This window comes from Aestuariispira insulae, from assembly GCF_003385955.1.
Taxonomy (GTDB): domain Bacteria; phylum Pseudomonadota; class Alphaproteobacteria; order UBA8366; family Aestuariispiraceae; genus Aestuariispira; species Aestuariispira insulae.
This window is the reverse complement of sequence record NZ_QRDW01000004.1, coordinates 190,606-212,108: the sequence shown is the minus strand read 5'-3', so window position 1 is coordinate 212,108 and position 21,503 is coordinate 190,606. Positions and strand designations below refer to the sequence as shown.

Genomic DNA, 21,503 nt, shown 5'->3' with positions numbered 1-21,503 from the left:
GCAGCCGCCGGTTTATTTCCGATTGACCCGTTATGACTATTAGGTGCATCGTGACACCATGGGTAGCAAGCAGCAAACGGCTCGCCTGGGGGAAGAGGAAAAAATCAACCGACTTCGTTTGGTTCGTTCGGAATCCATTGGCCCAGCGCGATTTTTTAAGCTGATCGACAGGTTCGGTTCGGCCACGAAAGCTGTATCAGCCCATCCGAATTGGTCTATCGGCCAAACGGGAAGAACCGCCCTTCGTTTGATCGACCGCGATCTGGTCGAATGGGAAATCGAACAGGTTTCAAAACTGGGTGGCCGCTTCCTTCACATTTGCGATTCTGATTATCCACTGCAACTGGCATCCATCGATGCTCCCCCACCGGTTCTAACCACATTAGGCGATCAGGCCTTATTGGAAAGGCGCTGCCTTGCCATTGTTGGGGCCAGAAATGCGTCTGCCGGAAGTTGCCGTCTCGCACGGCGCTTTGCCCAGACCATGGGTGAAAAAGGATTTGCCATCGTTTCGGGGCTGGCCTCGGGCATCGATACGGCGTCTCATCAGGGAGGACTTGAAAGCGGCACGATCGCGGTCACCGCATGTGGGCTTGATGTGATTTACCCTGAATCCAATCAGGCACTTTATCGGGAAATTGCTGCCAAAGGATTGATCATCACCGAATTTCCACTGGGAACCCAGCCAAAAGCACGCCATTTTCCAACGCGCAATCGTATTGTGTCAGGCCTGTCACAAGGTGTCCTGGTCATTGAAGCCGCGTTGAGATCCGGCTCCCTAATCACCGCCGGACTGGCGGCCACGCAGGGTCGGGATGTTTTTGCCGTGCCAGGATCACCCATGGATCCTCGATGCCGAGGAACAAACGATCTGATCCGCAAGGGGGCCATCCTGACGGAAACCCCGGATGACATTCTGGATAATCTGGGACCCGCCCCCCACCCCGTATTCACCCCTCGTGAAAAAGAGCCCCCCTCTTTCGAAGTTAAAAACCCAGGACCGCCTGCCGACCCACTACCCACCTCCACCGGAAACATCAATTTCCGGATCGAAAATGCGCTTAGCCATACTCAGATTCATGTCGATGAACTGGCGCGAGAGCTTTCATTAAACATTCAGGAATTACATGCCGCATTGGTTGAAATGGAACTGCTTGGAAAAATCGCACGCCTCCCAGGCGGTTATGTTTGCAAGCCTTGAGCGAAACGCTTAAGCAAAGAGTCATAAAATCCATATGCTTAGTCAGAAGCCCTTAAAAAGCTTGGATTTTTTGATAAAATTTCAGATGAATCCCAACTTAAAATTCCTTTGCCTTGTATTTAAAACTATAGTTATCTGGCCTCTAATGTTAACGGAACTCTGCCCGAATGCGGGTGGGTTTAAGATCTCTGGAAAGCAGAATGCTAACTGGAAATTCGCATCTCCTGGTCTGACTATTCGAACGGGAGACGGCGTCGGATCGCAGTTCATAATGCCAGAAGGCGGTAAAGAATGAGTGATATGCGCCCAGTATCATACGAGAGGCTATTGAGGCTTGCCCATCAGCGGGCAATTGACGGCAAAGGGGGCCTGGCGGCTTCCATTGCGAAAATGTGCCTGGACTCCCGCGCGGAACTGACCGCACAGGAATTAGAGCTGACATATGCCATTCTCCGGCAATTGATCGACAAGGTTGAGATCGAGATCCGCCGCTATATCGCCGATTATCTGGCAGAACGCACGGATGTGCCGGATGACCTGATCGATTTTTTGTCCAACGATACCATCAACGTTGCCTACCCCATTCTTGTCCACTCCAGGCAACTGGATGATGTGCGTCTAGTCAAAATCATCCATAACCAGGCCAGAAGCCATCATATGGCCATCGCCGAAAGGGATGGTTTAAGCGAACTGGTTTCTGCTGCATTGGTCGATACCGACGATAATGAAGTCGCGGCCCAGTTGACCAAAAACTATTCCGCTAAAATCAGTCGGCAGTCGTTGGACCAACTTGTGGAACGTTCCATTGATGACGAAAATCTTCAAGCCGGGATTGCCAGGCGCCGTGACCTGCCCGACGATCTTGCTCGCCGAATGTATATTTGGGTTGGCGAATCCTTGCGCAATCATATAAGTCAGCAGTTTGATATTGACCCGGAACTGGTAAATGCAGCCGTTTCCCATGCTGTTAAAAAAGGGCATGAAGGCCCTGATTTTGAACAGTTGCGTGAGTCTTTGAATGACGATGAACCAGAACTTCAAGAAGGAACCGGCCGCAGCATCGGCGACAGTCTGGTCCAGGCATTGATCAACGAAGGCAAGGAAGGCTTTATGTATGCCTTTTCCGGAGCGACAGGCTTAAATATGACAGCCACGCGCAGCATTTTTGACATGACCAATCTGGAAACCATCGCCATCGCCTGTAAAGCGATCGGTTTTGGCCGTACGCATTTCGGTCGCCTGCTGCAGGAACTGCTGGGCGCCAAATTCCGGCAATATAATGCCAAAGGTTTGTTTGATAAGGCCCTCGCCTATTTTGACAAAGTCGATAAGGACAATGCCGGTGGCATTCTGCAAAGCTGGAAAACCCTCCCCCAAGAGAAATGGAAGAAATCATAGTCGGGGTTGAATTGCCCGTGAACAGACTGTTTTCCTTCCTGGAAACAGCTCAGAATCCTGCATTTCACCAAAATGCTCGGGCGGTGAATGGTTGACGGACGCGCTAGTAAATGCCAATTCTCTCCCGATCCACCTGTTAATAATATTCAATAATCGGAAAAGGCCGAATGTCAGCTCGGAACGTCGTCATCGTCGAATCCCCGGCGAAAGCCAAAACCATCAATAAATATCTGGGCCAGGATTATAAGGTGCTGGCATCATTCGGCCATGTGCGCGATTTGCCCCCCAAAGACGGCTCTGTCCAACCGGACAATGATTTTGCCATGAGCTGGCAGGTGGATGGCCGTGGCAAGAAACAGCTTGATGAAATTGCGTCAGCCTGCAAAGGCGCCGAAAAATTGCTTTTGGCGACTGACCCCGATCGTGAGGGGGAGGCCATTTCCTGGCATGTTCGTGAAGAACTTTCCAAGCGGAAAGTCATCAAGGATATGGATGTCTCAAGGGTGGTGTTTCACGAAATCACCAAAGGTGCCATCATTAAGGCGATGGATGAACCTCGCGAGCTTAATCAGGAACTGATTGACGCCTATATGGCGCGGCGCGCTCTGGATTATCTGGTCGGCTTCACCCTTTCCCCGGTTTTGTGGCGTAAACTGCCCGGTGCCAAATCCGCAGGGCGTGTACAAAGTGTGGCTCTGCGTCTAATTTGTGAGCGCGAGGCGGAAATCGAGGCCTTTATTCCTCAGGAATATTGGTCCGTGCAAGGCGACTTCACCGCACCAAGCGGCGATCGGTTTGCCGCCCGACTGACCCATGTTGATGGGGAAAAACTCAATAAATTCTCGCTTGCTGACCAGTTGAGTGCTGAAACAGCCCTTGAAAAGGTTCAGCGCGGCAATTTTTCGGTTTCTGCAATCGAAAATAAGACGGTTCGCCGGAATCCCTACCCGCCTTTCACCACATCCACCCTGCAACAGGAAGCCAGCCGCAAATTGGGCATGGGCGCTTCACGCACCATGCAGGTTGCCCAGAAACTGTATGAAGGGATTGATCTTGGCGGTGAAACGGTTGGTCTGATCAGCTATATGCGTACCGACAGCATCACACTGAGCAATGAAGCCGTTGAAGGCGCCAGGAAGGTCATCGGCACGCAATATGGTGACAATTACCTGCCGGCCCAGCCTCGAGTTTACAAAACCAAAGCCAAGAATGCCCAGGAAGCGCATGAAGCGATCCGTCCAACCGACCTTGCACGGCTTCCAAAAGATCTGGCCGATTATCTCGATCATGACCAGATGCGCCTTTATGAGCTGATCTGGAAACGGACCCTGGCCAGCCAGATGGAAAACGCCGTCCTGGACAAGGTTGCCGTCGATCTGGTCAACGGCGATAAATCCGCCACCATGCGCGCCAATGGCTCCATGGTGAAATTTGACGGTTTCCTTAAAGTTTACACCGAAGATAAAGATGATCCGTCGGATGATGACGACGATAATCGCCGCCTGCCAAACATGGTACAGGGGGATATGACGGATCTGCAGCAAGCCAAATCCGAACAGCATTTCACCCAGCCCCCGCCGCGCTTTACCGAAGCAAGCCTGGTTAAAAAGATGGAAGAGCTGGGGATCGGACGTCCATCCACCTATGCCTCCATCCTGAAAGTGCTCCAGGACCGGGAATATGTCACCCTGAGCAGTCGGCGCTTTGTGCCGGAAGACCGTGGCCGCCTGGTCACCACCTTTCTGTCCGCCTTCTTCGAGCGCTATTTTGAATATGATTTCACCGCTGGTATGGAAGAGCAGCTGGATGAAATCTCCAACGGTCGGATCGACTGGAAAGCGGTTCTGCGTGAATTCTGGGATTCCTTTAGTGGCCAGTCCGAAAAAGCCCTGTCCCTGACCGGGACCGAGGTTCGTGATACGCTTGATAAAGAACTAGGACGCCACTTCTTCAAAGCGGACGAACATGGCGACACGGAAGCCGCCCGGAAATGCCCCTCTTGTGACGGTGGCCGCTTGAGCCTGAATTTTGGGAAATGGGGCGCATTCATAGCCTGCTCCAATTATCCAGACTGCCGCTATACCCGTCAGCTGGACGAACCGGCCAGTGACGGCAGTGAGGGCAGCGCGGAAGAGACCTATCCGAAAATTCTCGGCAATGATCCGGATACCGGGATCGAGATCAGCCTGCGTAAGGGCCCCTATGGCATGTATGTGCAGTTGGGTGAGCCCGCCCCCAAAGAAAAGGGGAAAAAAGCGGAGAAGCCAAAGCGCGCCTCACTGCTGAAAGGCATGAAGCCCGAGGAAATCACACTGGAAATCGCCGTCAAACTGCTATCCATGCCACGTGATCTGGGCACGCATCCCGACAGCGGCGAATTGATCCAGGCCGGCATTGGCCGCTATGGCCCCTATCTCAAGCATGGCAGCGCCTTCATCTCCCTGCCGGCAGAAGACGATATCTTAAGTATTGGCATCAACCGCGCGGTTGAAGTTATTGCTCAGGCAGGAGAAAAAGGGAAAGCGACACCTAAGCGCGAGATCGGTGCCCATCCGGAAGATGGCCAGATGATCACTGCCCAGGGTGGTCGTTATGGTCCCTATGTCAAACATGGCCGCAACAATGCGTCCCTTCCCAAAGGCGTCACTATTGAAGAGGTGACCTTGGAACAGGCCGTGGAACTGTTGGCGGCGCGCGCTGCCAAAAAAGGCACCGCCAAGAAAGGGGCCGCTAAGAAGGCTGGCGCAAAGAAGGCCAGTGCGAAGAAAACAGCAGCCAAGAAGACAGCGGCGAAAAAGGCGAAATCGAAAAAAGCGTCTGCGAAGAAATCCGCCGCGAAAAAGGCCGATTGATTTGGCCCGCCCGCCCAAACATATTCCCGCCCTTCCCACTAAGGAACAGCTGCTTGAATTCATCAATGAAAGCCCAACCCCGGTGGGAAAGCGGGAGATAGCGCGGGCCTTTCAGATCAAAGGTGACATGCGCGCGCAATTGCGCGGACTGCTCAAGGAGTTGGCAGCAGATGGCCTGATTGACCAGGGGCACAAAAAACGGGTTGCCGCCCGGGGCAGCCTGCCCGAAGTCTCGATTATTGAGGTTTCCTACGCCGACCTTGATGGCGAACTTCACGCCAAGCCGGTCGGCGACCATGCAGAAGAAATCAGCATTTTAGTGGTGCCGTCCCGTCGGTCGGGTGCCGCGCCCAAGCCTGGTGACCGGGTGCTTGCCCGCCTAAGGCGTCTGTCTGAATTTGAATATGAGGCTCAGCCCATCCGCATTCTGAAACCCGGTGCTCAAAAGGTGCTGGGCCTGTTGGAAGAAGCAAAACATGGTTGTGTCCTGAAGCCAACCGACCGGAAGAACAGCCGGGAATATAAGATTAACCCCGGTGATATGAAGGACGCAAAACCCGGTCAACTGGTACTGGCCGAGCCTCTTCCGGGAAAAGCCCTCGGTCCCCGTCCCGCCCGTGTAGTCGAGATCGTCGGATCCTTCTCCGATCCGAAGGCCTACAGTCTGATCACCATTCATGCCCAGGGAATTCCTGTTGAATTCCATGAAACGGTCTTAGCTGAAACGGAAAAGCTGAAACCGGCGGCACTTGGTAAACGAACGGACCTGCGGGGATACCCGTTGGTGACGATCGATGGTGCCGACGCCCGTGATTTTGACGATGCTGTCTGGGCAGAACCGGACCCATCCGAAAAGAATAAAGGGGGCTGGCATCTACTTGTCGCCATCGCCGATGTTTCTTATTACGTAAAGGCTGGCGGTGCCTTGGATCGATCCGCCCGGGAACGCGGAAATTCATGCTATTTCCCCGACCGGGTTGTGCCTATGCTGCCCGAACGGCTTTCCAATGATCTCTGCTCGCTGCGCCCCAATGAAGACCGCGCCTGCATGGCTGTCCATATGTGGATCGACAAAAACGGCAAACTGATCAGTTATGAGTTCGTCCGTGGCCTGATGCGCTCTGCTGCCAGGTTGACCTATGAGCAGGTCCAGAAGGTCCTGGATGGCTTTGAGGATGAAACCGCCTCCCCGCTTAGGAAAGATGTCATAGAGCCGCTCTTCGGGGCTTACGAAGCACTTAATCGCAACCGTGAGAAACGCGGTACCCTGGAGCTGGATATTCCGGAAACCCGAGTCATCCTTGGCGATGACGGCCAGGTTTCCCATATCTCCAAGCGCGAACGCCTGGACAGCCACAAGTTGATCGAAGAATTCATGATCACGGCGAATGTGGCCGCAGCTCTTGCGCTGGAAAAGAAAAACCGGGCTGTCATGTATCGTGTTCATGACAGCCCCTCGATGGAAAAAATGGAAGCCTTGAGAGAAAGCCTGGACAGCCTTGGGTATAAATTGGCCAAAGGCACAGTGGTCAAACCGCTGCATTTCACGGGCATCCTTAAGCAAGCGGCCGGCACCGAAAAAACAGAACTGGTCTCCAGCCTGATCCTTCGCTCACAGGCGCAGGCAGTTTATTCTCCGGAAAATCTCGGTCATTTTGGCTTGGCGCTGCATTCTTATGCGCATTTCACCTCCCCGATCAGGCGTTATGCGGACTTGCTGGTGCATCGGTCTCTGATCTCCGCTTATGGGCTTGGCAAAGATGGCTTACCGGATGAACAGGCCGCTGAGTTTGAGGATATCGGAGAAGCTATTTCCCAGACGGAAAGGCGTGCCGCCGTGGCGGAACGCGAAGCTACAGAACGCTACATCACCGCCTTCATGGCAGACCGGATCGGTGCAAGCTTCAAGGGACGCATCAACGGCGTGACAAGATTTGGCCTGTTTGTGACATTGGATGAAACACAGGCCGATGGTCTTGTGCCGGTCAGTACATTGCCCGACGACAGGTATTTCCATGACGAAGTTCTTCATGCGTTGGTTGGCCAGCATACCGGCCTTACCTATACGCTTGGTGAAACCGTGACGGTTAAACTGGCTGAAGCCGATAAAGTCACCGGCGGCATGGTCTTCCACATGGAAGATGGTGGGAAAATCAACATGACCGCGCGCAAAAATGCCCGTCGGCAGGCGCCTCAACGCAAAAGCGGTGGCAAATTTCGCGGTAAGCCACGAAAAACAGGACGCAAGCCTCAGAGGAAACGTTAGGAAACCACTTCCAAGCCGTGTCCGCCTGCGGTAAAAATGGTGCCATGAGGGCACATTTGATTTTTCCCAGACAAACCAGTCCGACCTGCTGCGCCGATATAAGCCTCCGCAGCCACGGTTTTCGTTTGCTGCTGTCGATCTTCGTCCTGTTGTCATCTGGGTGTCAGACGAACAATCTTTGGCCGTTCAACCAAAATTTTGCGGATGAGGTTCAAAAGCCGATCGAGCAGGCGATCGCCCAGATTGCTCAATTTTATGTCGATGACGTCGATGCCGAAAAGATTGTGCTGAACGGTTTGGTATACCTTCAAAAAACGGATCCCGATCTCAGCATCCTCTATGAGGGGCAAACCGTTAAACTGACGATGAATGACGAGGTCGTGGCCGAACGGGCTGCACCTCATGCAAGATCCGCGACGCGATGGTCTCAAACCGCCAGTATCCTCCTGAGAAAAGCACAAGAAACCTCCAGCAAGGTCGCAAGCCTTAGCAACGAACAATTATTGAACGGCTTCTTAAATACCAGCCTAAGTGCCTTAGACCCGTTTTCACGTTATTACGGCCCAAATGATGCCGTGGATATCATTGCAGCACTGGAGGGAAAGGATGGCGTTGGCTTGAAGCTCAGCGCCATTGATGGCCTTTTAAAGGTAACCGCGATAGAGGCCGATTCCCCTGCCGAGCGGGCTGGCCTTATTCCTGGCAGTGAAGTGATTGCTATTGATGAAATACCTGCCCCGGAACTCTCGCTACATGAAGCCCGTGCCAAACTGATCGGCACTAAAGGATCTATCTTAAACATTCGTATCAGGCGACCAGGCGTAGAACGCGCAGAGGATTTTGAACTGGTGCGTGCCAGGGTTATTCCAGATTCTGTCACCTTCAATGATGACCCCTACTTTCCTGTGGTTCGCATTTCCATTTTCAACGCAAAAACGTCGAGCCAATTTAGGACAATGCTTCGGAAACGCATGGATATCCAAGCACGGAAGTGGCGGGGACTGATTTTGGATCTGCGTGGTAACGCCGGTGGTCTGCTCATACAAGCGATTGAGGTGGCCGATTTATTCATGGATCGGGGAGAAATCTTAAGTGAATCCGGACGCCATTTCCGGAGCCGTCGTCAATACAGGGCCCTTAGAGGCGACGTGCTTAATGGCCTACCCATCGTTGTCCTAATTGACGGCGCAACGGCCAGTTCGGCGGAAATACTGGCGGCAGCTTTGCAGGATAACAGGCGTGCAGTGGTGGTGGGTTCCATCAGTTATGGCAAAGGGGCTGTCCAGGTTTTCCAAGACCTGCCTAATGGAGGCAAGCTCGACCTGACCTGGGCTTATTATCGCACCGCAGGGAAATACATGATCAACGGTTATGGTGTATTACCGACCATCTGCACGGCAGGATTTGATAACGGTATTGCCGCCGTTCTTGTCACCCTACGCAAACAAGCCTCTCAAACTCAGAAGGCCTTTAACAAGCTGCGGCGCATGCAATATGATTCTTCAGCCAAAATCAGCAGTTTCAGGCGCTCCTGCTCATGGCAGGCAGATGATACGCGCGACTTGGACCTAGAGGCGGCAGTTACTCTGCTGAATGACAAAAAGCTGTTTGACGATGCGCTGGCCCTGCCTTTCTCTGCAGATGGAAGCTGACTGTCTTGCCTGATTATGCAACCCCATACCCAGCAGCCAGCCTGGTGCTACTTAGAGACAACAGGTCAACCGGCCATCCAGAATTCCTGATGGGGCGGCGGCTGCAAACTTTGCGGTTCATGCCAGGTTTCCTGGTTTTCCCCGGTGGGCGGGTTGAAGATAACGAAGACCCAAAACTTCCTATCCTAACAGCCCTGCGGGAATGCCATGAAGAAACGGGATGGCATTTGTCCAACTGTTCCGAAGAGCTTCCCCGCTACAAGGAAATTGCCCGGGCCATCACTCCCAAAGAAAGCCCGATTCGGTTCGACACACGGTTTTACATGATGGATCCGGCTACTTTCACCTCCAATGGCAACGTTGATGGGGAATTAGAAGCAATTGGTTGGTATGACCCTCATGCGGAGAACACACGTCAGTGGCTGGCCGACATAACCGCAGCGGTCATGCAGCAGGCCTTGCATCACCACCGTTTGTCGACAGCTTTAGTGGATACCGGTCCTGTCCCTCTCTTTACTTACGGCACGGAAGGTCTTGAAATCAGCTGGACCGACAGCCGCACGACCAGTTGATACTTGACTTGGCGGATTTCCCATGTATTTTGCCCGGCAGATTCAATGAACTTGGCGCTACGGCGCTCATCAATTCAGGACGATTACGATGGCTAAACCTGCTACAATGGCAATCAAGCTGGTGAGCACCGCTGATACCGGTCACTTCTATGTCACCAAGAAGAACCCGCGGAACATCACCGAAAAATTGGAACTCAAAAAATACGACCCGGTTGTGCGCAAGCATGTCGTATACCGCGAGTCCAAAATGAAATAATCATCAGGCTTTTTGTTTGATGAAAAAAAGGCTGCCCTTTGGCAGCCTTTTTTATTTCGAAGCGGATCAATGAGTTTAAGGCCGCGTTAATAGAAAAAGCCCTTACACCGGCTTACGCCCACCATGAGGCTGCGCGGGTTCGCCTGCGCCTTTCAGGACCATCTCCCCTTCGATCCAGGCAACAACACGGTTGCGCCCCTGGCGCTTGGCTTCATAAAGAGCATCATCCGCCTTCTTGAAGAGGCTGTCGGCATCGTCATCACTCTGCATGGTGGTCAGGCCAATGGAAATGGAGATGGTTATGCCTTCGGGTTGTTCCTGGAACACATAAGGATCCATGGAAACATAATCACGCAGCCGATCAGAGATCAAAGCAGCGATCTCCATATCCGTATCCGGCATAATCACCATGAATTCCTCGCCGCCCATACGGGCAACCATATCCACATTGCGGACATTCTTGACCACACGCTGGGACAGCTCGATCAGAACTTCATCACCAGCAGCATGACCATAGGAATCATTGACCGTCTTGAAAAAATCGATATCGAAAACCAGCAAAGACAAGGGCTTACCACTACGGGCATGCTGTTCGATCATGCCGCCCAGATGCGCGGTCACATAACGCCTGTTATACAAACCTGTCAGGCTGTCCGTAAGCGCCATGGCGAGGCTGCGCTCATAATTATCCCGCAAACGGTCCTGATAACGCTGGCGACGGATCTGTGTCCGGCTTCTGGCCAGCAATTCGTTCCGGTCGATCGGCTTGATCAAATAGTCATTGATTCCAAGATCAAGCCCCTTGGCCAGGCGATCCGTGTCATCTTCTTCCGCCACCATCAGAATGGGTGTTGCGCGCGTCACTTCTTTTGCGCGCATATGGCTGCAGAAACGAAGAGCGTCTTCCTGGCGAAGCCTGAGATTGATCACCACCAGCTCAAATCGCTTTTCAGCCAGTTGCGCTTCCGCATCCGTCAGGTTTGTGACGGCAATCACATCGTCATTATCCTGAGCCAGCGTATCAACAATCTTGGCACTATCGACACGACTATCCTCAACCACCAGAACCTGTGCATGGGAGGCATCAACCGTCGATAGCGGCTCTTCATTGCGAATAACGCCTAGCTGCCCGGAAGTTTGCTCCCGCAGCCGCCATTCATCCGTCATCATCTTGAGCCGTACCAAAGACCGGACACGAGCGAACATGGCCGTATCATTCACCGGTTTGGTCAGGAAATCATCAGCACCGGACTCAAGCCCCCTCACCCGATCCGTACTGTCAGACAAGGCCGTGACCATGATGACGGGAATATGCATGGTGGCCGGATTTTCCTTAATCCGGCGGCAGACTTCAAAACCATCCATGCCGGGCATCATCACATCCAAAAGGATGATATCGGGGGAATGTTCATCCACAGCGACTAGGGCGGACGGACCGTCACTGGCGGTAATAACATCAAAATACTCGGCAGTAAGCTTTGCTTCGAGAAGTTTGACGTTCGGTTTTAAGTCGTCAACAACGAGAACCCTGGCTGTCATATCACCACATTCTGCGTGTTAGCTTAAAAACTGTTCGACGGTCGCAAGAAAACTGCTGACCGAGATCGGTTTTGCGATATAGGCTTCGCAACCGCCCTCCCGGATTTTCTCCTCGTCACCTTTCATGGCAAATGCCGTGACGGCAATGACCGGGATCGACCGCAAGTCATCATCTTCCTTCAACCATTTGGTCACTTCCAACCCCGATACTTCGGGAAGCTGGATATCCATCAGGATCAGATCAGGTTTCTCGGTTCGCGCCATTTTCAGCGCTTCCATGCCGTCTCTTGTTTCCAGGATGTTATAGCCCCGTGCTTCCAGCAGATCATGGAACAACTTCATATTGAGTTCGTTGTCCTCGACAATCATAACTGTTTTGGACATGATACCTTCTCTACCCTGTTATCTGGCGACCATCTTTCCGGGATGCCGCATTTAAAAACATAACGGCTCCTCTCGAGCACGCTATCATGACAACACAAATAAACTATTAAAGCCACCTAAATCCGTAGCCCAGAAGCATTTTTTATCAATTGTTCCAAATCCCTGCATAGCACAATAAAATAGCTATAAACACATCGGTAGAACCGGCATGAAGAAGATCCGCATCGGGATCGATCTGGGAGGCACCAAGATCGAATCAATCGCCCTTGACGATACCGGCAAAGAACACCACCACGACCGAATTGACACCCCTGCATGGGAATATGAAACCGTCCTCGACCGGTTGAAAGAGCTTGTTTTCGACATTGAGCGGCAATGCGGCCAACCATGTTCGGTCGGGATCGGCATGCCCGGTGCAATATCCCCCAAAACTGGCCTGATCAAGAATGCCAATTCCACTTACCTTAATGGGCGGCCATTGAAGGAGGATCTCGAAGCCCGTCTGGAACGTCCTGTGAGAATGATGAATGATGCCAATTGCTTCACGCTCTCTGAGTCGATTGATGGTGCCGGTGCCGGTTTCAATTCCGTGTTTGGTGTTATACTCGGCACCGGTATCGGCGGCGGGATTTCCATCAACAGGCAGGTTATCGACGGATGCAACCGGATTGCCGGTGAATGGGGTCACAGTCCCCTGCCCTGGCCACAGGATGATCGTGAGCGGTCCACCCCTTGCTATTGCGGCAAACAAGGGTGCATCGAAAGCCTGATCAAAGGGCCCGCCCTTGAGAAGCAGTTCGTCGAAGCAGGCGGCCCCCCTCTGCGCGCGACGCAGATCGCGCTGCTGGCAGAAGAAGACCACCCCATTGCCGGCCCGGTCTTTTCTCTCTTTGAAAACAGGCTGGCCCGCGGATTGGCTGGCGTGGTCAACATGCTGGATCCTGATGCGATCATCCTTGGTGGTGGCCTTTCACGCATTGACCGCCTCTATCGGACCCTGCCGGATCTACTGCAGTCCTTCGCCTTTTCTGATAGCATTGAAACGAAAATCCTGCCGCCCCGCCACGGTGACGCCAGCGGCGTCCGGGGGGCCGCCTGGTTATGGGATATAGAAGAGCGTTGAACGACCATCCTGATTTGCATTCTCTTTGCCGTGATTGCCTGCATTTGTGGGCTGGTGCGCCGGGTGATGGCCGTTGCCCGCGCTGCGGCTCACCCCGTTTGGCCATTCATGATGAATTGCCGTCCCTTTCCCTTGCCCATATCGATTGTGATTCCTTCTACGCGACCGTTGAAAAACGGGATGATCCCAGCCTGCGGGACAAGCCTGTCATTATTGGCGGCGGTCATCGGGGTGTGGTCTCGGCAGCCTGTTATGTCGCAAGGGTTTATGGTGTGCGCTCTGCCATGCCGATGTATAAGGCACTGGATCTCTGCCCCGATGCCGTGGTGATCCGCCCGAATATGGAGAAATATGCTGCCGTAGGCCAAGAGATCAGGAAATTAATGCGTGCAGTTACTCCTCTGGTTGAACCACTTTCCATCGATGAGGCTTTCCTGGATCTGGCGGGCACCGAGCGTTTGCACGGCACCCCGCCAGCCCAAACTTTGGCGGGTCTCATCCGGCGCATCGAAAACCGGATCGGGGTCTCCGCCTCTGTGGGGCTCAGCTACAATAAATTCCTTGCCAAGGTGGCCTCAGACCTTGAGAAGCCAAGGGGCTTCGCGATCATCGGTCAGAAGGAAGCGCAAACGTTCCTTGCCGACAAACCAGTGAATATGATCTGGGGGGTGGGCAAGGCCCTTGAGAAAAAGCTCAACCAAAATGGTTTTCAGGTCATTGGCGATCTGCTGCGGGAAGATGAGCATAGCCTGATCAAGCGATATGGTGTGATGGGCCGCAGGTTGTACAGATTTGCAAGGGGTCAAGACAGCCGGAAGGTTGAACCCGAATCGGAAACCAAAAGCATTTCGGTGGAATACACCTTCGATACGGATATCGATAGTTTCGAAATCCTTGCCGCCGAGCTGTCCAAGATGTGTGATAAGCTCTCCGCCCGCATGCAGAAGAAAGGCTATGGAGCCCGAACGGTTACCCTGAAGCTCAAGGATCGGGATTTCCACTTGATCACCCGGAGCAAGACATTGCCGGATCCAACCCAGCGGGCTGAAATTTTTTTCAACATCGGCCTGGATCTTCTGAAACCGGAAATCAACGGAACCGCATATCGCCTGATGGGAATTGGTGGCTCAGAATTGGTCGAAGCATCTGAAGCAGATCCACCAAGCCTCGCAAATCCGGACTCTCTTAGAAAGGCACATTTGGATAAAACGATCACGGAGATCCGTGAAAAACTTGGGCCATCAGCTCTTGTCAAAGGCTTTCCGCCTCAATAGGCAAAAACTGCGAACCAAAATTGCCTAGTTCCGGGCAATTGATTCCGACCTTTCCCCATTGAGCCTGCTAACCGTTAACTACAACTGTATTTTTTCCATATCCACAATATGGCACAGGAATTGCGAATCGTATCTGCAAATGCGTCAAATGACCCGGCGGCGTTGCCGGAGAGAAGTCAAAGGCATCGGGAGAACCGATAATGGAAAAACAGCTAGAAACCATCCTGATTTCTCAGGAGACGGATGAGGAACGCAACCAGCTTCGTGCTGTAACCAACAGGCTCCTTTCATCCATCGATCCGGAGACAGAGCCTGATGTTGCCTATCGCAAGCTTTTGGAAAGTGCGATCCGGGATGCTGCCAGTGCCCAAGAAGCGCTGGAAAAGCTAGGCCGGGAGCTGACCCGTTTGCGTCGATTGTCCGTAACGGACGAAGTGACGGGCATTCTAAACCGTCGTGGGTTTAGAAAAGCCCTGGAGCGCAGCCTGGAACGTGCCCGCCGACAAGATGAGTCCGGTGTGCTTTTGATGATTGACCTGGACGGCTTCAAACAAATTAATGACACTTTCGGCCATACTGCAGGTGATTTGGTGCTTGCTTCGGTTGCAACTCTCTTGTCCCGCCAAACGCGACAGCTGGATGCTGTTTCCCGCCTTGGCGGCGACGAATTTGCGGTAATCCTCTCCGGCACCAGCAAGGATCTTGGTTCTAAAAAGGCGAAACAACTTTCTGATTCGCTCAATGCGCTCACCGTGCCCTGGCGCGGTCAAAGCATCAAGGTTGCCGCCAGTGTCGGCGTTGAATATTACGGCCCCGATACTGATGCGGACGTGATCATGCATCAGGCGGATGTGAATATGTACTCGTCCAAGCGGTCTGAAACAGCCCCCATGACGGTGCGCCTTGCACGCATGCGCTAACAATAATCCTTGTCTCAAACGTGAAGCTACGACATACCTCTCCCGGGGCCTGCTCCGGGGGATTTTTGTTTTTGCATCAGGGATTACAGCTCATGACCGAACGCAACAAGCTCAGCAAATCAGAATTGGAGGAAGGCAGTGTCTTTGCCCCCAAATTCGGTTCGGACGGTTTATTACCCGTGGTTGCCACCCATGCGAAAACCGGCGATGTCCTGATGATGGCCTATATGAATGAAGAATCGCTGGAACTGACCATCCAGACCGGAGAAGCCCATTATTGGAGCCGCTCCAGGGGAGAGCTGTGGCATAAGGGCGCTACCAGCGGCCAGGTTCAAAAAGTGACTGACATTCGGACGGATTGCGACCAGGATGCCATCTGGATCAAGATTCTCCCTGGCGGGGACGGCGGATGCTGCCATGTCGGATATGAAAGCTGTTTTTATCGCTCCATTCCGGTGGGCGGTGACAAACTGGAACCTGCCGGCATCCGCAAACTGCGTTAGGCGTCGCCATAACAGGATAATTCCAGCAGATTGCCGTCCGGATCTCGAAAATAATAGGATGTGATCGGCCCCTGCGCGCCCGTGCGCAGGACCGGGCCATCAATAATTTCCACATCAAACGCAGAGAGATGACGCCCGATCTCATCGGCGGATGCTTGCGTGATCAGGCAGATATCACCGGTCCCGGGGCCAGCTGCCCTTGCCTTGGGTTCCAGTTCTTTGCCAACCAGGTGTAAATTTATTTTCTGCGATCCAAAGACGAGACAGGTCCGGCCCTCGCCAAAATCTTCCCGGCGCATACCAAACACGGATTGATAAAAATCACAGGTCCGGTCAATATCCGCGACCGTTAGGACAAAATGGTCCAAATGTGTAACCTTGATCGCCATACCCCCTCACAAGCAATTGATCTGCAATAACAATGAAGGCCCCGCTGCAACACTGCAACGAGGCCTTAAGAATAACATCTTTGCCGATAGGTCATTTCCCAGGCTTAACAACTGGCGTGGTCAGGCATTGTAATCCAGGTTCCACAACTTGTAGCGCGAGGGATCATCAGACCAGTTTTCCCTGACTTTAACGTAGAGCATCAGATGAACGCGCCGTTCAAGCATCTCCTGCAATTCCTCGCGCGCGGCGGCACCAATGCGTTTCACACGCTGCCCGCCCTTCCCCAGAATGATCGCACGCTGGCTTTCCCGGCTGACGTATATTGTCTGCTCGATCTTAACACTGCCATCCTTGAAATTTTCCCAGGTCTCGGTTTCAACCGTCAGTTCATAAGGCAGTTCCTGATGAACATTCAAGAAAAGCTTCTCTCGGGTAATTTCCGCGGATAACAGCATCATAGGCATGTCTGTCAGCTGTTCTTCCGGGAACATCCAAGGGCCGGGCTTCATGGCATTGGAAAGATGTTCCAGAAGATCCTTGGTGCCGTCGCCCTTCAAGGCCGAAATCATGAAAGTATCGGTGAAAACACCGCTTTCATTGAGCTTGGCTGCCAATGCAAGAAGATCTTCACGCTTAACCGCGTCAATCTTATTGAGGGCGAGCACAGCCTTCTTATTTGACTTGGCAAGACCATCCACAATGTTTTGAACATCCGGACGCAAACCACCTTCGGCGTCAATCAAAAGGACCGTCAGATCAGAATCGTTCACCCCTTCCCAGGCAGCCGCGACCATAGCACGATCCAGCCGGCGCTTAGGCGTGAAAATCCCGGGCGTATCGACAAAAACAATTTGAGCATCACCAGCCAAGGCAACACCAAGCACACGTGTTCTAGTGGTTTGGACCTTATGTGTGACGATCGAGACCTTCGCGCCGACAAACCGGTTCAACAAGGTCGACTTTCCGGCATTTGGCGCGCCGATGAGGGCTACAAAACCCGACCGCATATTATCTGGCATGGTCATTTGATGTCCCCTAACAACCGGTTCAACAGGATTTCTGCGGCTTTTTGCTCCGCGGATCGTTTGGAATCACCTGTTGCCTGTGCGGGCTCCTTGCCTCGCACAGATACTTGTATCGTAAAGACCGGCGCATGATCCGGCCCCTCTTTTTCTATCGTTTCATATTCTGGCAGCGGAATCTTACGGGCCATCGCCCATTCCTGAAGGCTCGATTTTGCGTCCTTCGGAGGTCGGCTGGATTTCTCAAGACGCTTTTCCCAGTAGCGCTTGATGAACCGACGGGATGCGTCAAGACCACTGTCCCGGTAAAGTGCGGCAATAACAGCTTCACAGACATCAGCCAGGATCGCGGGATTATCCGAGGCACCAGATTCTTCTTCCGCCTTGCCCAGGCGCAGATAATCGTTCAAACCGATTTCCGCAGCAATTTCTGCAAGCGTTTCTTGCCGAACAAGCGCGTTCAACCGTCTGGATAACGCTCCTTCCGGCTCCTCTGGAAAAGCCTGCATCAGCATATCGGCTATGCACAGCCCCAAGATCCGGTCGCCCAGAAACTCCAGCCGTTCATAGCCGATATCCTGGCCATGGCTCGCACTGCGATGAGTGAGCGCCTGTTCAAGGCGCTCAACATTTTCAAATTCATGCCCTAGCCGGGCGAATAACGCATCATACACGGTCATTAATCTATGCTGTTGAGCAAACGTCCATAACGAATGGCACCCGGCCAGGTCCAAGGCAAATACCAGTGGGCATCATCATCAATGGAGAAGAAGAAGAAAGTCGCTTTGCCGATCAGGTTTTCATGCGGCACAAAACCGACAGTCGGATACCGGCTGTCCAGCGAATTATCCCGGTTATCACCCATGGCAAAATAGTGGCCTTCGGGAACCGTATAGACGCCGGTATTATCATTGCGCATGTCATCCCCGCCCGATTCCAGGATATAGTGCTCCCGACCGTTGGGAAGGGTTTCAACATACATCTGGAAATCCTTGTCCCCACCATTGGCATTGCTGCCCGGGAAATTCAGATCCAGCCGCTTGTCCATATCAAGGCTGTCAATATCCACCTTCCGGCGGCTGACCGGTGCGCCATTGATATGCAGCACCCCGGAACGGACCTCGATCTCGTCACCTGGCAAACCGATAATGCGTTTCACATAATCAATGCTTGTATCGCTTGGCTTGCGAAAAACCGCAACATCACCTCGTTCCGGGATATCCGAGAAAATTCGCCCCTCAAACGGGATGAATGCTTTTGGCAGGCTGTATTTGCTATACCCATAAGACATCTTGTTCACGAACATATAGTCGCCAACCAGAAGTGTCGGGATCATGGACCCCGATGGGATATTGAAGGGTTCGAAAAAGAAAGTGCGCACAACCAGCGCGATGCCAACGGCCCAACCCAGGGTCTTGACCGTTTCCAGCCAGCTTTCTTCCTTGCGCTCGACTTTATCCGTCGATTTCGAATTCTCGGTTTTCAATTTTTCAGCCAATTTTCTGCCTTCGAACTATCTGTAGCCAATGTGCCACGGCGTTTAGCGGTTATGGGCGGCGAGCCCCTCGCCTGTCAACCGCGTTCGATTTTCCATTCCTTCGGAACAGCTGAAATCACCACCATTGCGTGGGCCAAACCACTTTCATCGGTCAGCGAGACATCAAGATGCGGCACCATTCCCGCCGGCGTCAGCGCTTCGAGTCTCGCAAGAGCCCCGCCATGCAACTGCAATGTCGGCTTGCCGCTGGGCAAAGGCACAACCTCCATCGTTGTCAGCCAGACTCCATTGCGCAACCCCGTCCCCAAAGCTTTGGAGCAAGCCTCTTTCGCAGCAAACATCTGGGCCAACCGGTCGGCCTGCTTGGCGGGTCTTCGCGCCGCGCGTTGCTGTTCCTGATGCCGATACGTTTTATTCAAAAAACGATCGCCAAACCGTTGCAAGGTCTTTTCGATCCGCGAAATGTCACAAAGATCCGTGCCAATGCCAATGATCATGAATATCTCCGCTGTCAGCCGTGGGACCGCTCTACCGTATTCACTTCCGGCGTGGCACGCAGGGCTGCCAGGATATTGTTCAGCTGTCGCACATCCGTCACCTCCACATCCACGAGGATGTCAAAGAAATCCTGTCCGCGGTTGGTGAATTTGAGATTGATGATATTACCGCCATCGCGGCCGATCGCGGAGGTCAGCGATGCCAGTGCCCCCGGCTCATTCGACAATACCGCATGCACACGGCCAACAAAGCTTGCGGTTTCTTCGGTATCTTGCTCCCAGGAAACATCCAACCAGCGCTCTGGCATGTCTGCAAAGGCCTCCAGGGTGCGGCAATCGATTGTATGGATCGTCACCCCTTTTCCGGTGGTCACGATGCCAACGATCCGATCGCCAGGCAAAGGATGGCAGCATTTTGCGTAATGCACCGCCATGCCGGCGATAAGGCCGCGCACAGGGATTGCGTGGGACGGCAGGTCCTTTGCCCTTGTGGTCGGTGTTTTCTTTGCCGTCTCTGCATCCTTGGCCCCCGGATAAACCGCATAGAGGACGTCACGGCCGGTAATCTGCCCTTCGCCGACCCGGACATAAAGCTCGTCAATGTCGTCACATTGAAACCGCTCGGTGACAGATTTCAGTGATTTTTCGGACTTTTCATAATTGGCCTGGCGGAAGGTTTTTTCAACGATCTCGCGCCCCAGGCTGGCATATTGATCGCGCTGGCGGGAGCGGATAAATTTCCGGATGCAGGCACGTGCCTTACCGGTCACCACAAACCCTTCCCAGGCCGGGTTGGGTGTCTGCGCCTTGGAGGTAGAAACTTCCACCTGGTCACCATTGCGCAGCTTGGTCCGCAACGGCACAATTCTGCCGTTTACCTTGCTGGCAACACAGTGATCCCCGATATCGGTATGGACCGCGTAGGCGAAGTCAACAGGTGTCGCGCCACGTGGCAGCGCATGCAGGTCGCCTTTGGGCGTGAAGACAAAAACCTGATCCGAGAACATTTCCATCTTGGTATGTTCCAGGAATTCGTCCGGATTGGACGCATTGGCCAGGATATCCAGCATATCGCGCATCCAGCGATATTGGCTGCCTTCCTTGTTGGCCTGGCCACTGCCCGATTGTTTATATTGCCAATGGGCGGCAACCCCCAACTCCGCGATCTCGTTCATTTCACGGGTGCGGATCTGCACTTCAATACGCTGGTTTTCCGGACCGATCACCCCGGTATGCAGTGACCTGTATCCATTTGGCTTGGGCAGGGAGATATAATCCTTGAACCGGCCCGGCACCACGGAATAGGCACCGTGAATCGCACCCAGAGCCTGATAGCATTCGTCATTACTGCCAACAATCACCCGGAAAGCCATAATGTCGGACAGCTGTTCAAAGCCGACATTTTGCCGCTGCATTTTTTTCCAGATGGAATAGGGTGTTTTCTGGCGGCCCTTCACTTCCGCTGTCAGACCGTTTTCCGCCAGAAGACCTTTCACACCGGCAATGATACGGTCAATGAGCCCCTCGCCCTGGTCGCTCAGGAAATTGAGGCGATTGATGATGGAAGAGCGCGCATCCGGGTTCAGTTCCCGGAAAGCCAACTCTTCCAGCTCCTCTTTCCAGTCCCGAATACCGATCCGCTCGGCCAGCGGGACATAGATATCCATGGTCTCCCTGGAAATCCGGCGACGCTTTTCTTCTTTCTTGATGAAATGAAGAGTGCGCATATTGTGTAGCCGGTCCGCCAGCTTCACCATGAGGACGCGGATATCCTTGGACATGGCAAGCACAAGCTTGCGGAAGTTTTCCGCCTGCTTGTTTTCATCCGACTGATGTTCCAGCTGGGAAAGCTTGGTGACCCCATCAACCAATTGAGCGATCTCAGCACCGAACAGGCTTTCAATATCTTCAACCGTTGCATCCGTGTCTTCCACGGTGTCATGCAACAGCCCGGTGATGATTGAAGCCGCATCCAGCTTCTTGTCGCACAGAAGACCGGCGACTTCGACAGGGTGGGAAAAATAAGGATCGCCAGAGGCGCGGAGCTGATTGCCATGCGCCTTCATGGAATAAACATAGGCGCGGTTGAGAGCATCCTCATCCGCGCCCGGGTCATAGGTCTTAATCTGCTCCACAAGCTCGTATTGGCGCATCAT

Annotated in this window: 19 protein-coding genes; 11 read left to right on the top strand and 8 right to left on the bottom strand. The window is 53.2% G+C overall.

Annotated elements, in window-relative coordinates; genetic code table 11:
• Positions 1-58: 58 nt before the first annotated feature.
• The 7 genes from dprA (at position 59) to rpmG (ending at position 10,197) form a co-directional block, all read left to right on the top strand.
• Positions 59-1,201 carry a DNA-processing protein DprA gene (gene dprA / locus DFP90_RS11830; RefSeq protein ID WP_115936694.1) on the top strand — a complete coding sequence of 381 codons (1,143 nt, stop codon included), beginning with the start codon at positions 59-61 and terminating at the stop codon, positions 1,199-1,201.
• A gap of 291 nt (positions 1,202-1,492) precedes the next feature.
• Positions 1,493-2,599 carry a DUF2336 domain-containing protein gene (locus DFP90_RS11820; protein ID WP_115936692.1) on the top strand — a complete coding sequence of 369 codons (1,107 nt, stop codon included), beginning with the start codon at positions 1,493-1,495 and terminating at the stop codon, positions 2,597-2,599.
• A gap of 167 nt (positions 2,600-2,766) precedes the next feature.
• Positions 2,767-5,451, top strand: coding sequence for a type I DNA topoisomerase (gene topA / locus DFP90_RS11815; RefSeq protein ID WP_115936691.1), 2,685 nt, complete (start codon positions 2,767-2,769; stop codon positions 5,449-5,451).
• Position 5,452: 1 nt separating this feature from the next.
• Entirely contained in the window at positions 5,453-7,717 is a 2,265-nt protein-coding gene (gene rnr / locus DFP90_RS11810; RefSeq protein ID WP_245957049.1) for a ribonuclease R, read from the top strand.
• A 17-nt stretch (positions 7,718-7,734) separates the two neighbouring features.
• Positions 7,735-9,369: a S41 family peptidase gene (locus DFP90_RS11805; protein WP_115936690.1), complete on the top strand. Its 1,635-nt coding sequence runs from the start codon at positions 7,735-7,737 to the stop codon at positions 9,367-9,369.
• A 5-nt stretch (positions 9,370-9,374) separates the two neighbouring features.
• Positions 9,375-9,941, top strand: coding sequence for an NUDIX domain-containing protein (locus DFP90_RS11800; protein ID WP_342767800.1), 567 nt, complete (start codon positions 9,375-9,377; stop codon positions 9,939-9,941).
• An 88-nt stretch (positions 9,942-10,029) separates the two neighbouring features.
• Positions 10,030-10,197, top strand: a complete 168-nt coding sequence (gene rpmG, locus DFP90_RS11795) for a 50S ribosomal protein L33 (RefSeq protein WP_115936688.1) — start codon at positions 10,030-10,032, stop codon at positions 10,195-10,197.
• Between the two features lie 102 nt (positions 10,198-10,299).
• Here the strand turns inward: rpmG and DFP90_RS11790 are convergent, their stop codons facing one another.
• Both DFP90_RS11790 and DFP90_RS11785 read right to left on the bottom strand, forming a co-directional pair.
• Positions 10,300-11,736, bottom strand: coding sequence for a PleD family two-component system response regulator (locus DFP90_RS11790; protein ID WP_115936687.1), 1,437 nt, complete (start codon positions 11,734-11,736; stop codon positions 10,300-10,302).
• A gap of 18 nt (positions 11,737-11,754) precedes the next feature.
• Positions 11,755-12,120, bottom strand: coding sequence for a response regulator (locus DFP90_RS11785; RefSeq protein ID WP_115936686.1), 366 nt, complete (start codon positions 12,118-12,120; stop codon positions 11,755-11,757).
• A gap of 208 nt (positions 12,121-12,328) precedes the next feature.
• Between DFP90_RS11785 and DFP90_RS11780 the strand changes: the two genes are divergently transcribed.
• From DFP90_RS11780 to hisI, 4 genes are all read left to right on the top strand, one after another.
• On the top strand, positions 12,329-13,243 hold the full coding sequence (locus tag DFP90_RS11780; protein WP_218044656.1) for an ROK family protein: 915 nt from the start codon (positions 12,329-12,331) through the stop codon (positions 13,241-13,243).
• Positions 13,222-14,517 carry a DNA polymerase IV gene (locus DFP90_RS11775; protein WP_115936685.1) on the top strand — a complete coding sequence of 432 codons (1,296 nt, stop codon included), beginning with the start codon at positions 13,222-13,224 and terminating at the stop codon, positions 14,515-14,517. Before DFP90_RS11780 ends, DFP90_RS11775 begins: the two co-directional genes overlap by 22 nt.
• Before the next feature lie 200 nt (positions 14,518-14,717).
• Positions 14,718-15,437 carry a GGDEF domain-containing protein gene (locus DFP90_RS11770; RefSeq protein WP_115936684.1) on the top strand — a complete coding sequence of 240 codons (720 nt, stop codon included), beginning with the start codon at positions 14,718-14,720 and terminating at the stop codon, positions 15,435-15,437.
• A gap of 92 nt (positions 15,438-15,529) precedes the next feature.
• On the top strand, positions 15,530-15,940 hold the full coding sequence (gene hisI / locus DFP90_RS11765) for a phosphoribosyl-AMP cyclohydrolase (RefSeq protein WP_115936683.1): 411 nt from the start codon (positions 15,530-15,532) through the stop codon (positions 15,938-15,940).
• Here the strand turns inward: hisI and DFP90_RS11760 are convergent.
• The 6 genes from DFP90_RS11760 to DFP90_RS11735 all read right to left on the bottom strand — a co-directional run bounded on the left by DFP90_RS11760 (position 15,937) and on the right by DFP90_RS11735 (position 21,503).
• A complete protein-coding gene (locus tag DFP90_RS11760) occupies positions 15,937-16,329 on the bottom strand; it encodes a VOC family protein (protein ID WP_115936682.1) in 393 nt (130 codons plus the stop codon). The genes hisI and DFP90_RS11760 overlap by 4 nt on opposite strands.
• A 120-nt stretch (positions 16,330-16,449) precedes the next feature.
• The gene (era, locus tag DFP90_RS11755; protein ID WP_115936881.1) at positions 16,450-17,349 is read right to left on the bottom strand and encodes a GTPase Era; all 900 of its coding nucleotides are present in this window, start codon (positions 17,347-17,349) and stop codon (positions 16,450-16,452) included.
• A gap of 2 nt (positions 17,350-17,351) precedes the next feature.
• Positions 17,352-18,032, bottom strand: a complete 681-nt coding sequence (gene rnc / locus DFP90_RS11750; RefSeq protein ID WP_115936681.1) for a ribonuclease III — start codon at positions 18,030-18,032, stop codon at positions 17,352-17,354.
• Positions 18,032-18,850, bottom strand: coding sequence for a signal peptidase I (gene lepB / locus DFP90_RS11745; RefSeq protein ID WP_245957047.1), 819 nt, complete (start codon positions 18,848-18,850; stop codon positions 18,032-18,034). Before lepB ends, rnc begins: the two co-directional genes overlap by 1 nt.
• 74 nt (positions 18,851-18,924) lie before the next feature.
• Complete coding sequence (acpS, locus tag DFP90_RS11740; RefSeq protein WP_115936680.1) at positions 18,925-19,347, bottom strand: holo-ACP synthase; 423 nt, start codon at positions 19,345-19,347, stop codon at positions 18,925-18,927.
• A gap of 14 nt (positions 19,348-19,361) precedes the next feature.
• A complete protein-coding gene (locus tag DFP90_RS11735) occupies positions 19,362-21,503 on the bottom strand; it encodes a RelA/SpoT family protein (protein ID WP_115936879.1) in 2,142 nt (713 codons plus the stop codon).